The organism is Vibrio sp. GLN_1, from assembly GCF_043106015.1.
Classification (GTDB): Bacteria; Pseudomonadota; Gammaproteobacteria; order Enterobacterales; family Vibrionaceae; genus Vibrio; species Vibrio parahaemolyticus.
On sequence record NZ_JBICMD010000035.1, the window covers coordinates 216328 to 230717 of the forward strand.

Consider the following 14390-nt stretch of genomic DNA (forward strand, 5'->3'; position numbering starts at 1 on the left):
GTACGAATATGGCGAGAGCCACACATTTTTTATCCCCAAAGCTATAGTTTTGCGTGGTATATCCGATATATTTAACCGATCACCATTTCAAATTGTTTCTAGCACAAAACTGAGCCTTCTATGCGTCAAAATTATAAGCGTTTGTTAGCAGCCCTTGTGTTGATGAGCGCGACTCAGACATCGTCAGTGGTTCAAGCCGAAGGAATTCGTCTCGTTGGGCCGTCTGGTGAAGTGCAATCATCTCCGAGCTATGCTGAAGAGATCGAACGAGCATTACCTACTCCACCTGAGAATACTCAGCCTTCGCGCTTTTTCGGCCCTACAGGTGAAAACCAAACACTGTGGTCGATTGCTTCTGAGCTAAGACCGTCACGTAATGTCTCGGTACAACAAACGCTTCTCGCCATTTATCGAATCAACCCTCAAGCGTTTGACAATCAAAACATCCACGAGCTTATCCCAGGCAGCCGTCTTCGTGTTCCTTCATTAGAGCAAGTTCGCAGTGCGACGACTGAGCAAGCTGTTGCCATTATGAAGGCGCATGAGTTACGACTAAAACAACCCAAGCCAGAAAAGCCAGCTCCAGTTAAACAGATAGAGGTTAAACCTAAACCTGTTGCAGAGCCGACTGCGCCAAAACCGCCAGTTGTTACTCCACCAAAACCTGAACCAGTTAAACCCGTTGAAACGACAGCAAACGTGCCACCAGTTTCGACGTCACCACAAGGTGAAAAGCAGGTTAGTGATCTAAAAGACAAGCTGCAGGGCTCGCAAAGTGAGCTTGAATCACTAGAAGAGAAAAACCATCGTCTGCGCCTCATGTTGTCTCAAGTTCAGAGCGAAGTTGAAACACTCAAAAGCGAGCTTAACGACGAAGAGCGCATTCGTTCGGAAGTGGAAAAGCTGTTGGCAGAAGAGCGCCAACGTGTTGCTGAGCAGCAACGCATGCAGCCAAGTACGATGGATAAGATTCTATCCAATGGTTGGCTAGTCGGACTTGCAGCTCTGATTCCCGGGGCACTGCTAGCGTTGTTGGTTGTCATGCTACTTGGTCGTCGTTCGAAAGCGAAAGAAGAGGAAGCCGCGCAGCAGCAGACACAAGATATCGACCCGCTTGCGGCACCAATTGGTTTAGCTGCCGCTGACCAACTTGATGATGAGCTCAGCCTAGATGATGACTTGTTTGGTGATGATGACTCTGAACCGCTGTTAGAGCAGGATGAGAAAGCAGAGCTTGAAGAGGATGTCTTCGCGAACCTAGATGACGAAGAACTAGACTTCAACTTAGAAGGCGATGACGGCGAAGATCCATTTGCCGGTATCGGCGATGATGGTGATTTAGACGTTGGATTTGACGAGTTTGATTCTTCAACGAGCGGCATTCAAGTCAATGGCGACGAGAAAGCGCTGGGCCTTGAAGAGATGGAACGTGCGCTTGATGAAGTGACGCCAGAACTTGAAGTGCTCGACGAAGACGAAACAGGCTTCGACTTGTCCGACGACGATAACGCTATTTCTGATGATGAATTTGCCAAACTTCTTGCTGATGATGAACCATCGGAAGACCTTTCAAGTGGCAGCGTTGATCAAGCGATGCTGGACGATTTATTCGCAGAACTTGGCGACGATGATTTAGATCTTGACGTTGAAGATACCAAGCCCGAGCCGCAAGTCTCAGACGAGGATTTCTCGGCAGGAGAGGCGTCGGATGACGATATTGATAAGCTATTAGCTCAATACGATCAACCAGCAGAAGAAACATCAACTGAGCTTGACCCACTTGATGAACTCGAAAGTCTGGCGGGTTTGACTGATGACACCGATATCGATGAAAACAGCACTGAGCTACTCGACGAATTGATCGATTTCGATGAAGACGAAACCGAGGAAGAGTTCGATCCGCTCAACGAATTGGAAGCGCTATCTGATTTTGAGGCTGAAGAAGTAATTGAGGAACTCGACGAAAACAGCGTTGATTTACTCGATGAGTTACTGCAAGACGACGATGATGAGCCCGTTTTAGAAGACGAGACCACGAGCGAGCTTGACCCATTCGATGATTTGATTCGTGAGGATGAGGTAGTCACTGCTGATGAGAGTCAGTTAGACGATGACTTGGTGGCTGATTTGGGTTTTGAAGAGATTGAGCCTCAAACGGAACAAAATAAAGCGCTTGAGCCAGAGGAAGAAAATCCGCTAACCGCGCAGGTTGAAGAAGACGCCTCAGAGTTAGAATTTGAATCTGGCTTAGATATCGACGCTCTGCTGAGTGAGGCGCAGCAACAACCTGTAGCTCCAGAACCAACGGAATCATTACAAGAAGAAAGCGTCCCGTTTAATAGCAATGACTTCTTAGGTGATCTTGAGGAAATGTCACCAGAGCATGATCCTCTGATGACTGAGCTGGATGAACTGTTTGAATCTGATAACACCGTTCTTGAAGAAACTGAGCAAGAAAGTGCAGACTTTGCCGCCGAGCTAGATGCACTTCTGGAAGGCAAAGACGGTTTTGCTGAAGAGTTAGAAAACTCATCTGTCAAAGAGAATTTGATGCCATCGGCTGAAGAGCTGCCCTCTGAAAATGGTGAGTATCAACTTCGCGAGGAACAGACTGAACCAGAAATTACCAGTAAAGAGGAAGAACCTGCATTCACGCCAACGCCGAATACTGTTGAGAATGAATTTGGCGTTCCTCAAGAAGAAGACTGGTTACTAGACGACGTTGAGCCTGAAGCTGAAAACAAACTTGAACAAGAACCTGTCGCGGCAACGTCCACTGACGTTGATGAAGACGAGTTCAACTTCGACGAACTGGAACTGCCAGAGTTTGATGAAGAAGATGCATTAGCATCTATGGCCGATGAACTTGAACTACCAGAATCTGAACGTGAAGCGGCAGCACCAGCGGCCGAAGCGGCCGAAGCGGAAGAAGAATTCAACTTCGACGAACTGGAACTGCCAGAGTTTGACGAAGACGATGCATTAGCTTCAATGGCCGGTGAGCCTGAGCTACCAGAAGCTGAAGTTCAAACTGCAGAGCCGACCGCCGAAGCGGAAGAAGAATTCAACTTCGACGAACTGGAACTGCCAGAGTTCGACGAAGAAGATGCATTAGCATCTATGGCCGATGAGCCTGAGCTACCAGAAGCTGAAGTTCAAGCAGCAGCGCCGACCGCTGACGCGGAAGAAGAATTCAACTTCGACGAACTGGAACTGCCAGAGTTCGACGAAGAAGATGCATTAGCATCTATGGCCGATGAGCCTGAGCTACCAGAAGCTGAAGTTCAAGCAGCAGCGCCAACCGTTGACGCGGAAGAAGAATTCAACTTCGACGAACTGGAACTGCCAGAGTTCGACGAAGAAGATGCGTTAGCTTCAATGGCCAGTGAGCCTGAGCTACCAGAAGCTGAAGTTCAAGCCGCAGCGCCAACCGTTGACGCGGAAGAAGATTTCAACTTCGACGAGCTGGAACTGCCAGAGTTCGACGAAGAAGATGCGTTAGCTTCAATGGCCGATGAGCCTGAGCTACCAGAATCTGAAGTTCAAGCCGCAGCACCAACGGCCGAAGCGGAAGAAGAATTCAACTTCGACGAACTGGAACTGCCAGAGTTCGACGAAGAAGATGCATTAGCATCTATGGCTGATGAACCTGAGCTACCAGAATCTGAACGTGAAGCGGCAGCACCAGCAGCCGAAGCGGAAGAAGAGTTCAACTTCGATGATACTGAACTGCCAGAGTTCAGTGAAGATGATGCTATAGCGGCTATGGCTGAAGCATCATCTTCATCAGAATCAGAAGTTGCGCCTAAGCCAATTCTCCAGGCAGATAATGACCATGATGCGCTTTTTGAAGTCTTCGCTCAAAACAGCTTTGATCAAGAGGTAGAGCAGCCAACTGCTATTGAATCTCCATCTGAGTTAGACGATTTTGATGAATCAACGATGGCTAACTTGCTTGCAGATGAGCCAAGTGCTGAAGCGTTTGATGGCAAGCTCGACAGCGACACCATTGCAAGTGCAGGCATGGATTTCGAAACCATGTTGGATGTCGGTGATGACTGGGACGGTTTTAAGCCAGCATCAGACATGCCTGAACCACCGGTTACGGAAGAAGTCCCTGAAGACCAGCAAGAAGTGTGGAGTTCGAGTGAAGCGCTGACTCAACCTGAAATCGCGCAAGAGAACTGGGCCGAGCAGGGAGATCTTGATGACTTTGACCCTAAGAAAAATCAGTTTATGACTATTGATGAACTGATGGCTCAAGTGGACAAAGAAGGTGGTGAGTTTGAAGAGCAAGAACTGATGCTCGATGTCGGTTTGAATGAGTTCCCTGATGTGATTGGTGATATCGGTGACGTTGATGTAGATACCAATGCAGAAGCAGCAGGTAAGTTGGACCTTGCTAAAATCTATCTTGAAATGAACGATCCTCAAGGTGCGATCAAACTGTTAGAAGAGGCGATAGTTTACGGTGAAGATGACATTCGCCGAGAAGCGAAAAACCTCATCGATACCATAAACGGTCGATAAATCAAAAAGGGTAGCGAGAGCTGCCCTTTTTGTATCTGAAGGGACTTGAGTATATACTTCCCGCCCCATTTTAGAGTTCGAAGGTTAAGATGAGAATCGCATTAGGTATCGAATACAACGGTACAAATTATTTTGGTTGGCAACGCCAAAGAGAAGTGAAAAGTGTTCAAGAAGAACTAGAGAAAGCGTTGTCCATCGTTGCGAACCACCCTGTCGAAGTGCAGTGTGCAGGTCGTACTGATGCGGGTGTACATGGTACGGGACAAGTTGTTCACTTTGATACCAACGTTAATCGAAAAATGGTGGCTTGGACTATGGGCGCAAATGCGAACATGCCAAGTGACATCGCTGTTCGCTGGGCAAAAGAAGTTCCTGATGACTTCCATGCGCGATTCTCAGCAACAGCGCGTCGTTACCGCTACATCATTTTTAATCACGCATTGCGCCCAGGCATTTTGAACTCGGGTGTGAGCCATTATCACGGCGAGCTAGATGAAAAGAAAATGCATGAAGCCGGGCAATATTTGTTAGGTGAAAATGACTTTTCATCATTCCGTGCAGCGCATTGTCAGTCGTTGAGTCCGTGCCGTAATTTGATGCACCTAAACGTCACTCGTCATGGTGATTATGTTGTTATCGATATTAAAGCGAACGCGTTCGTTCACCACATGGTTCGAAACATCACAGGTAGCCTGATTAAAGTTGGTCGTGGTGAAGAAAAACCAGAGTGGATCAAGTGGTTGCTTGAGGCAAAAGATCGCAAACTTGCAGGTGCAACAGCGAAGGCTGAAGGTTTGTACTTAGTCGATGTCGATTATCCAGAAGAATTTGAATTGCCTTGCGTGCCGATCGGTCCGCTGTTTTTGCCAGATAATTTGAACTAAATTCACAAACTTGCTTCAAAATATCGGTAGTGTAGCCGCATAACATCAGTAATTAACGATATCGAAAATAGGTACAACCAGTTTTTTATCTACACTCGTCGCAAGATATGGTTTAATCCGTCGGTATTATTTCGAATTTATATCTTTCGCAATGAAGCGGAAGAGTTGAGAGAAAGGTCTTCCATGAGTTGGCTTGAAAAGATTTTAGAGAAAAGTAACCTAGTTAGTTCACGTAAAGCTTCTATCCCAGAAGGTGTGTGGACGAAATGTACCTCTTGTGAGCAGGTTCTTTACCATGCTGAACTTGAGCGTAACCTAGAAGTTTGTCCTAAGTGTAACCATCACATGCGTATGAAAGCGCGTCGTCGTTTGGAAACATTCTTGGACGAAGGTAACCGTGTTGAGCTAGGCACTGAGCTTGAGCCTCAAGACAAACTGAAGTTTAAAGATTCTAAGCGATACAAAGAACGTATCTCTGCAGCACAAAAGAGCAGTGGCGAGAAAGATGCGCTGATCGTTATGCAAGGTGAGCTATTAGGCATGCCTCTAGTAGCGTGTGCGTTTGAATTCTCTTTCATGGGCGGTTCAATGGGCTCTGTGGTTGGTGCTCGCTTTGTTAAAGCAGTAGAAGCAGCAATCGAGAACAACTGCGCGCTTGTGTGTTTCTCTGCAAGTGGCGGCGCTCGCATGCAAGAGGCGCTGATGTCTCTAATGCAAATGGCGAAAACCAGTGCGGCACTTGAGCGTCTGTCAGAAAAAGGCCTGCCATTTATTTCGGTTCTTACTGACCCAACCATGGGCGGTGTATCGGCAAGTTTGGCGATGCTGGGTGACATCAACATTGGTGAGCCTAAAGCGTTGATCGGCTTTGCAGGTCGTCGTGTAATCGAGCAAACGGTACGTGAAGATCTTCCTGAAGGTTTCCAACGTAGCGAATTCCTGCTTGAGCACGGTGCAATTGATATGATCGTTGACCGTCGTGAAATGCGTCAACGTGTGGGTGGTCTTATCGCTAAGATGACTAACCACAAGTCTCCATTGGTGGTTTCGGTTAACGAATCTCCAAATGAAGAACCATATTCTGTACCAGAAGTGGACGAAAAAGGGTAAAGTAACAACTAACATAAAGCCAAAGAAATTAATGGTTAAAGTTAGATGACCCAAAACCCAATTCCTCAAGCCACATCTCCTCTAGCGATGTGGCTTGATTATTTATCAAATATTCATTCCTCAGCTATCGATTTAGGCTTAGACCGCGTTCAAGCGGTAGCGACAAAAGCCAATCTCACCAAACCTGCTCCTACCGTAATCACTGTTGCCGGAACTAATGGCAAAGGCTCAACGTGTGCGCTAATGGAAGCAATCTTACTCGACGCTGGCTATTCGGTAGGCGTTTACAGTTCTCCTCATCTGATTCGTTATAACGAGCGTGTGCGCATTAATGGTGTAGACGTGGAAGATGCTAAGCACTGTGAAGCGTTTGACTATGTAGAAAAACAACGTGGTGACATCAGTTTAAGTCTGTTCGAGTTCGGCACGCTTGCAGCACTGCGTATTTTCCAAGTCGAAAACGTCGATGTAGTGCTTCTTGAAGTTGGCTTAGGTGGGCGACTAGATGCAACAAACGTCGTTGATCACGATGTGTCAGTGATCACCAGCTTGGCGATCGACCATGTAGATTGGCTGGGGGACGACATCAATGTTATCGGCTTTGAAAAAGCGGGCATCTACCGCGCAGGTAAACCCGCGATTTGTGGTCAACCACTGCCTCCAGCGACGGTTGCAGCCCATGCTGATGATATCGGTGCTGAATTCTTCCAAGTCGGCATCCAGTTTGACTACGCTCTAACTGAGAAAGGCTGGAAGTGGAGTAGTGGTGCTTTTACGCTTGAGGATCTTCCTCTGCCTTCGCTACCGCTTCCAAATGCTGCCACTGCTTTAATGGCTCTAGGCGCGTCGGAATTGCAAATCACTGACATAAACATCGTGAATGGCTTGAATAATGCTCGACTCGCGGGTCGAATGCAGGTGCTTCAACACGAGCCAGAAATTGTGTTGGACGTGGCGCACAACCCTCATTCTGCTGAGTATTTAGTTGAAAAGGTGAAAACTCATTATGCGGGGAAAACTATCCACGTTGTGATTGCAATGCTGCATGATAAAGACATCAAAGCGACATTGGCCGCGCTTAAGCCTATCGCGACGCATTGGTATCCAGCATCGTTGACTGGGCCACGAGCTGCAACGGCGGATGAATTGTGCCAATACCTACCGCAAGGGCAAGTTCAGTTCCAAACACCGGTTGAAGCGTTTGAGAGTGCATTAAGCAGCGCTGCTTCAAACGATCTTGTGTTGGTCGCGGGCTCATTCCATACCGTAGGTGAGGTATTGGAGCATTGGCAATCAAAGAATAAGTAATCAAAGGTAACTTGATGGCAAGTAAATTCCAAAGTCGTTTAGTCGGCACCATCATTCTAGTCGCAGTGGGAGTCATTGTTCTCCCTGATGTTCTAGATGGTAAAAAACTGCACTACAAAGAAGAATTTGCCAGCATTCCTATCAAACCTGAACTTGATAGTGATGTGGAAAACTTCGAGATCTTAGAGCCAGTAGAAGATGACATTGCGCTACCAGAATCACCAGTAGAGGCGGTCGTGCAAGAGTCAGAAGAGCGTCAGGTTAACGCCTCTCAGCCGGAGCAGAAACCTGAACCTACGCCACAACCCGTCGAAGTAAAGCAACCCAAACAGCCAGAGCAGGTTGAAATTGCTGTTCGTCCAGTTGAAGAAAAGAATCAATATGAAGATTCTGCGTGGATCATTCAGTTGATGGCGCTGAAGAATCACGAAAATGCAGAGGCGCTCGTTGCGGATTTGCAGAAGCGTGGTTACCAAGCTCATACGAAAAAAGAGAACGACTTTACTCGAGTAATTGTTGGCCCTGATGTGTCAAAAAGTAAACTTGAACGACAAGTTCAAGAATTACAAAAAATTACCGGCTCAAAAGGTCAATTGCTTAAATTTAAGCCATTAAATCCATAAGAAAACGTTTGCGTCAGCATTTTTTCTGTTAAAATGCGCGCCAACTTAAGATGAAGAAAACATGAATTGGATAGATTTTATCATTTTAGGTGTGATCGGATTTTCAGCTCTGATCAGTTTAGTTCGCGGTTTTGCTAAAGAAGCTTTGTCTTTGGTTATTTGGTTCGGAGCGTTTTTTATCTCCAGTAACTACTACGCCAAATTGGCGGTGTACTTCACCAATATCAAAGATGATATGTTTCGCAACGGAGCTGCAATTGCGGCGTTATTCGTCGCAACCTTGGTAGTTGGTGCAGTGGTGAATTACGTCATTGGTCAACTGGTACAAAAAACAGGGCTATCAGGTACTGACCGAATTCTAGGAATTGTATTTGGTGGTTTACGCGGAGTCTTAATTGTTTCTGCGGTGCTGTTTTTTATGGATGCGTTTACTGCATTCCCAAGCTCGGATTGGTGGAAAGAGTCACAGTTGATCCCTGAGTTCAGCCGTATCATCGCCCCATTCTTCGAGCATTTACAAGCAACATCAAGTTTTCTGTCTGGCACTATCTAGTAGTGCCAGCTACTGTCGCAAATCGAGGATTAGGACATGTGTGGTATTGTTGGAATCGTGGGCACAACGCCTGTAAACCAGTCTATTTATGACGCGTTAACGGTGTTACAGCATCGTGGCCAAGATGCCGCTGGTATTTGTACCATAGAAAGCAATCGTTTTCGTCTGCGTAAGGCGAACGGTTTAGTCAAGGATGTATTCGAAGCAAGACACATGCAGCGCTTGCAAGGTGAGGTCGGTATCGGCCACGTTCGTTACCCAACTGCGGGTAGTTCAAGCGCCTCAGAAGCCCAGCCTTTCTACGTAAACTCTCCTTTCGGTATTACACTTGCCCACAACGGTAACTTGACCAACGCTCACGAAGTTCGTCAGAAACTGTTTGAAAAAGATCGCCGCCACATCAACACCACTTCTGATTCAGAAGTGCTGCTCAACGTACTTGCACACGAAATTGACACAGTAAAAGGCAATGTGACTGCAGAAGATGTATTTCGCGCTGTTACCAATGTGCACCGTACTATTCGCGGCGCTTATGCAGTAACTGCGATGATCATCGGCCACGGTATGATTGCGTTTCGTGACCCGCATGGTATTCGCCCTCTTTGTTTAGGCAAGCGTGAAGTCGCTGGTCGCACGGAATACATGGTTGCATCAGAGTCTGTTGCGTTGGATGCGGTCGGTTTTGACTTTGTGCGTGACGTAGCGCCGGGTGAAGCGGTGTATGCGACATTTGAAGGTGAGCTGTTCACTAAGCAATGTGCAGACAATCCAAAGCTAAATCCTTGTATTTTTGAATTTGTTTACTTTGCGCGTCCTGATTCTTTCATCGATAAAATCTCTGTGTACAGTGCTCGCGTTGAAATGGGCAAAAAGCTGGGTGAGCGAATTCGTGAAGATTACGCCGATCTTGATATAGACGTCGTAATCCCGATTCCTGAAACCTCTTGCGATATCGCACTACAAATTGCTCAAGCGATCGATATTCCTTACCGCCAAGGCTTTGTTAAAAACCGTTACGTTGGCCGCACGTTTATCATGCCTGGTCAGCAACAACGCAAGAAATCAGTGCGTCGCAAGCTAAACGCTATCCGCTCTGAGTTCAAAGATAAGAACGTGTTGCTGGTGGATGACTCTATCGTTCGCGGTACGACATCAGAACAGATCATTGAGATGGCTCGCGACTCCGGCGCGAAGAAAGTGTACATGGTGTCTGCTGCACCAGAAGTTCGCTTCCCTAACGTTTACGGTATCGATATGCCGAGCGCGACAGAGCTGATTGCTCATGGTCGTGACAACGAAACCATTTGTAAACAGATTGGTGCGGATGCGCTTATTTACCAACGTCTAGATGACTTAGTTGAAGCGGTAGGCTTAGGTAACCAAGATATCACGCAGTTCGATACATCTGTATTTAATGGTGAATACGTAACTGGCGATATCGATCAACAATACCTCGACTTCCTAGATGGTTTGCGTAATGACGATGCAAAAACGCAACGTGAAATTCAGCAAGATCTAGCGAACCTAGAGCTGCACAACGAAGGCGCGTAAATCTGCGCCATCATTATCGGGATTAAAAAAACCAGAGCCTAGGCTCTGGTTTTTATTTTTGTATCATTTTTAGTGAATGTTATAGGCAATCACAAAGTCGATGAACAGACGTACTTTCTCTGGCAAGTGATCTTTGTGGTTGTACAGCATGTAGATGTCGCGCGGGTTTGCGCTCCAATCTGGCAATACTCGCAACAATTCACCACTTTCGATGTATTCCTTAATCATCACATCAGGCATTAATGTAATACCTAGACCTTCTGAACAAGCACTGCGAACAACATTGAGTGCGTTGGCTTGGAAACGACCACGCTCTACATTCACCACAGACTCACCTTTGCTGTTGATCAGTGTCCACTTGATAAGTGGGTAGCCTTTTAGCAAAGAGTGGTTTGAGAGCTCTTCTGCGTGGTTTGGCGCAGGGTTGGCTGCTAGATAGTCTTGGCTGGCAACCAAAATATCTTTTACTTCGCCAATTTTACGAGCAATTAGGCTGGAATCTCGTTGCGGACCAACACGGAAAATAACATCCCATTCCGTTGGGTCTAATTGATCAGCGTTGTTCTCTGTCGTCAGCTCGATATTGATATCCGGATACTTCTTCATGAAGTCATTAAACATCGGCATCATCATGCGCTTGGTCAGATTGTAAGGCGCAGAAATTTTAATTTTGCCTGATGCACCGCGGCAGTCATCAGTGATTTCTTCCGCGGTTGATGTCAGCCTTTGAAGTAGGGGAGAGCATTCATGGTAAAAGCGTTCTCCGGCTTCAGTCAGAGAAAGCTTACGTGCGTGACGGTTCAATAGTCGAAGATTGACAGAGTCTTCTAGCGCTTGAATGCGTCGGGTGATGGTTGCCACCGGGATCATGGTTTTTCGCGAAGTTGCGGTATAGCTCCCATTTTCGACAACCAGTCGAAACAGGTTCAAATCATCTAATTTCATATTTCCAGACACATTAAATTACCAATTGTGGCTAATTTATAATTAACTTTGTGATTAAAGCTTGCTTTAAGTCAACATGTTGCATCATTTGAACACAGCAAGAGCCTTGGAGTAAATACTGACAATTTGTATAAATGACTTTTTCAAGCTACGTTTTATAACAAGGCGAAACCGCTTCAAGTCTTGCTGCGCAACGTTTTGCCTATGCAAACACAACAAAAATAATAACTTAAATAATTTTGTTTTTTGACTAAGCTTTGTGAGGTGTAAAGGTATGTTCAAGACTCACAGTCAAACGGCAATGGTCTCGGCACAGGAAGTGGTTAATCGGAAACTGATCATGTTAGTGGACGATGATCCGATATTTCGTAACGTAACCAATGCTTATTTAGAAAGTCAGGGTTTCAAAGTAGTAGAAGCTGAAAATGGCCTAGAGGCTCTTCATCAACTCAGGGAATGCCAACCCGATCTCGTCTTGTGTGATTTGTCTATGCCCGTATTAGATGGCATAGAATTCGTAGAAGAAGTCAGTCTTGAGTATCCATCGTTACCGCTTATTGTGGTGTCTGGCACAGATGAAATGTCTGATGTCGCGAAAGCGTTGCGTTTTGGTATTAAAGACTTTCTTCCAAAACCGATAGGGAATTATGAACATTTGTCGCAAGCGATTGACAATACGCTTGAGGACTCAGACTGTCATTTTGCAGAACAACGTGACTTTTCAAGCCAGTGGTTTCGCGTAGATGACGGTGGAGAAATACCAGATGAGCAAGAGCTGCACTGGCATTTAGAGTACTTGCAACAAAACCCAAATGCAGCGAGAGATCTGCTGCATGCGTTGTTGCCAGACAAAGACGCCTCTCAAGGTGACTGGCGTTGTTCCTATCGGTTACTACAGTCGGCAGATTTGATGCCTTTGGTGTTTGATTATCGCTGGTTGATGAATGGACAGTTTGCTTTCTACTTAGTGGACTCTGCTTCCCAAGAAAATGGAGGTGTAGCGACAACGCTACTGGTGAGAGCTTTGTTTGATGATTACCTAAGAAACTTAAAAAGTTTCAGTGCGGATCTGAAAGACATGGTAAACATCATGGAGAAGGGCATTGAGTGCTCAGATTGTGCTGGTGCGGTGAAGGCGGTATTTGGTGTGGCGGATTTAGCATCTTCAACCGTGTCACTTTTACCTGCTGGTTTGGACAGCCAATGGTCGGATGGGCATGAAAATCAACATATTGCGGCAGGCAATCGACTGGGCGATGGCAGCATGAAAAACTTCATCACCCGAGATTTACCGCTGAAGACAACAGGTCAGTTGTCGATAGGTTGTTTAGGTGCATCCAGTTTCAGCCTGAATATTACTCGAGTTAATAGACTCGTTTAGAAAGCCAAACTCGGATCTTGTCTTTAATTAATATGGCGAAAGCAGCATGTAATGTGCTGCTTTCTTCTTTCCTGAATCTGTCGTTCTATAACTGATGATTTTATAACCTTACTTTTTGTTGGTGTTTAGATGGAATTGTTTAAGGTATAGTCAGCGCCTAAAACAATAATGACCCATTTATGCAACGTTAATTTAACGCTGCGTGTTGGGAGAAGCAAAGTCAACTAGTGAGAAGAAACATCATGGCAGACAAAGATTTTAAAGAGCCTTATAATATTTTTTACTTTTTAGGTTTCATTGCAGTACTTTTGATCCCAACTCTACCTGCAACGCTAACCTGGCTTCGTGTAATGAACGGTTACGCAGGCTTTTAATCTAGCTATTGTGTATTGGAGTTCACCATTCGTATTAAGCGTTACTTCTTCAATATTGTTGGTGGACTCTGTATAGCGCTTGGCATTGCCGGCATCGCCCTTCCTCTCTTACCGACCACTCCTTTTATCTTGCTAGCAAGCGCTTGTTTTATGCGCGGCAGCCCTGCATTTCATCATTGGTTACACAATCACAAAACCTTCGGCCCTATTTTAGACAATTGGCATCGTCATCGAGCGGTGAGCCCTAAAGTCAAACAGCGTGGTGCGGTTTTTATCATTCTTAGTTTTACCGTTTCTATCATCGTAGCCCCCATCATCTGGGTAAAAATTGCTCTTTTAGTGATGCTAATCGTTTTACTCAGTTGGTTTATGCGCCTACCTGTGATTGAGTTGGTTGCTGACAGAGAAGAAAATCACTAAGATTGTAGAGAATAGTGTGCCCGCTCTTCGAGTGGGCGTTTGTATTTTCAGCGCCTGTGACTTTTAAGAAAATAGGCACATAGCGGTGAAAACCTATTGTTCGTTGCCCTCGTGATACTGTGATTAGAATAGAGGGTGATGAGCCAATCTAAGTAAATCGGTATTATGACTACAGAAACAATTTCGCTGATCAAATCTAGCATCAAAAGCATCCAAGATTACCCAAAACCAGGCATTCTTTTCCGCGACGTAACAAGCCTATTAGAAGACGCAAAAGCGTATCAAGCAACCATCGGTCTGCTGGTTGAACGCTACAAAGACATGGGCTTTACAAAGGTTGTGGGTACAGAAGCACGTGGTTTCCTATTTGGTGCGCCACTAGCGCTTGAGCTAGGTGTTGGTTTTGTTCCAGTGCGTAAGCCAGGCAAACTACCTCGCCCGACCATTGCTCAATCTTATGAACTAGAATACGGCATTGATACGCTAGAAATTCACACAGACGCTATCGTAGAAGGCGATAAAGTATTGGTTGTGGATGACTTGCTGGCGACAGGTGGCACGATTGAGGCAACGACAAAGTTAATTCGCCAACTTGGTGGTGAAGTTGAACACGCAGCGTTCGTTATCAACCTACCAGAAATCGGTGGTGATAAGCGTTTAGAAGCATTAGGCCTAAACGTATTCAGCATTTGCGATTTTGAAGGACATTAA

12 protein-coding genes are annotated in these 14390 nt (G+C 45.9%); 11 read left to right on the forward strand and 1 reads right to left on the reverse strand.

The window, feature by feature from the left end; translation table 11 throughout:
• The first annotated feature begins 120 nt into the window (after positions 1-120).
• The 7 genes from ACF8OV_RS16120 to purF all read left to right on the forward strand — a co-directional run bounded on the left by ACF8OV_RS16120 (position 121) and on the right by purF (position 10559).
• Positions 121-4530, forward strand: coding sequence for a FimV/HubP family polar landmark protein (locus ACF8OV_RS16120; RefSeq protein ID WP_317675848.1), 4410 nt, complete (start codon positions 121-123; stop codon positions 4528-4530).
• An 89-nt stretch (positions 4531-4619) separates the two neighbouring features.
• Positions 4620-5414, forward strand: a complete 795-nt coding sequence (gene truA / locus ACF8OV_RS16125; protein WP_005479529.1) for a tRNA pseudouridine(38-40) synthase TruA — start codon at positions 4620-4622, stop codon at positions 5412-5414.
• Between the two features lie 183 nt (positions 5415-5597).
• Positions 5598-6524, forward strand: a complete 927-nt coding sequence (accD, locus tag ACF8OV_RS16130; protein ID WP_005460141.1) for an acetyl-CoA carboxylase, carboxyltransferase subunit beta — start codon at positions 5598-5600, stop codon at positions 6522-6524.
• A 45-nt stretch (positions 6525-6569) separates the two neighbouring features.
• Positions 6570-7832, forward strand: coding sequence for a bifunctional tetrahydrofolate synthase/dihydrofolate synthase (gene folC / locus ACF8OV_RS16135; RefSeq protein ID WP_024702569.1), 1263 nt, complete (start codon positions 6570-6572; stop codon positions 7830-7832).
• Positions 7833-7846: 14 nt separating this feature from the next.
• On the forward strand, positions 7847-8455 hold the full coding sequence (locus tag ACF8OV_RS16140) for an SPOR domain-containing protein (protein WP_015297091.1): 609 nt from the start codon (positions 7847-7849) through the stop codon (positions 8453-8455).
• A gap of 61 nt (positions 8456-8516) precedes the next feature.
• Positions 8517-9008, forward strand: a complete 492-nt coding sequence (locus ACF8OV_RS16145; protein ID WP_005484550.1) for a CvpA family protein — start codon at positions 8517-8519, stop codon at positions 9006-9008.
• A 36-nt stretch (positions 9009-9044) separates the two neighbouring features.
• Positions 9045-10559, forward strand: coding sequence for an amidophosphoribosyltransferase (purF, locus tag ACF8OV_RS16150; RefSeq protein ID WP_005484378.1), 1515 nt, complete (start codon positions 9045-9047; stop codon positions 10557-10559).
• Between the two features lie 69 nt (positions 10560-10628).
• Here the strand turns inward: purF and ACF8OV_RS16155 are convergent, their stop codons facing one another.
• Entirely contained in the window at positions 10629-11504 is an 876-nt protein-coding gene (locus ACF8OV_RS16155) for a LysR family transcriptional regulator (RefSeq protein WP_005460107.1), read from the reverse strand.
• A 274-nt stretch (positions 11505-11778) separates the two neighbouring features.
• Between ACF8OV_RS16155 and ACF8OV_RS16160 the strand changes: the two genes are divergently transcribed.
• From ACF8OV_RS16160 to apt, 4 genes are all read left to right on the forward strand, one after another.
• On the forward strand, positions 11779-12885 hold the full coding sequence (locus tag ACF8OV_RS16160) for a response regulator (protein ID WP_005494426.1): 1107 nt from the start codon (positions 11779-11781) through the stop codon (positions 12883-12885).
• A 242-nt stretch (positions 12886-13127) separates the two neighbouring features.
• Positions 13128-13259, forward strand: a complete 132-nt coding sequence (locus ACF8OV_RS16165) for a hypothetical protein (RefSeq protein ID WP_005380608.1) — start codon at positions 13128-13130, stop codon at positions 13257-13259.
• Positions 13260-13274: 15 nt separating this feature from the next.
• Entirely contained in the window at positions 13275-13679 is a 405-nt protein-coding gene (locus ACF8OV_RS16170; protein WP_005494429.1) for a YbaN family protein, read from the forward strand.
• Positions 13680-13844: 165 nt separating this feature from the next.
• Positions 13845-14390: an adenine phosphoribosyltransferase gene (apt, locus tag ACF8OV_RS16175; protein WP_005460112.1), complete on the forward strand. Its 546-nt coding sequence runs from the start codon at positions 13845-13847 to the stop codon at positions 14388-14390.

Coding starts and splice junctions, on each gene's coding strand:
- ACF8OV_RS16165 (WP_005380608.1), top strand. CDS start 13,128: ATGGCAGACAAAGATTTTAAAGAGCCTTATAATATTTTTTACTTTTTA.
- accD (WP_005460141.1), top strand. CDS start 5,598: ATGAGTTGGCTTGAAAAGATTTTAGAGAAAAGTAACCTAGTTAGTTCA.
- ACF8OV_RS16120 (WP_317675848.1), top strand. CDS start 121: ATGCGTCAAAATTATAAGCGTTTGTTAGCAGCCCTTGTGTTGATGAGC.
- ACF8OV_RS16140 (WP_015297091.1), top strand. CDS start 7,847: ATGGCAAGTAAATTCCAAAGTCGTTTAGTCGGCACCATCATTCTAGTC.
- purF (WP_005484378.1), top strand. CDS start 9,045: ATGTGTGGTATTGTTGGAATCGTGGGCACAACGCCTGTAAACCAGTCT.
- truA (WP_005479529.1), top strand. CDS start 4,620: ATGAGAATCGCATTAGGTATCGAATACAACGGTACAAATTATTTTGGT.
- apt (WP_005460112.1), top strand. CDS start 13,845: ATGACTACAGAAACAATTTCGCTGATCAAATCTAGCATCAAAAGCATC.
- folC (WP_024702569.1), top strand. CDS start 6,570: ATGACCCAAAACCCAATTCCTCAAGCCACATCTCCTCTAGCGATGTGG.
- ACF8OV_RS16145 (WP_005484550.1), top strand. CDS start 8,517: ATGAATTGGATAGATTTTATCATTTTAGGTGTGATCGGATTTTCAGCT.
- ACF8OV_RS16160 (WP_005494426.1), top strand. CDS start 11,779: ATGTTCAAGACTCACAGTCAAACGGCAATGGTCTCGGCACAGGAAGTG.
- ACF8OV_RS16155 (WP_005460107.1), bottom strand. CDS start 11,504: ATGAAATTAGATGATTTGAACCTGTTTCGACTGGTTGTCGAAAATGGG.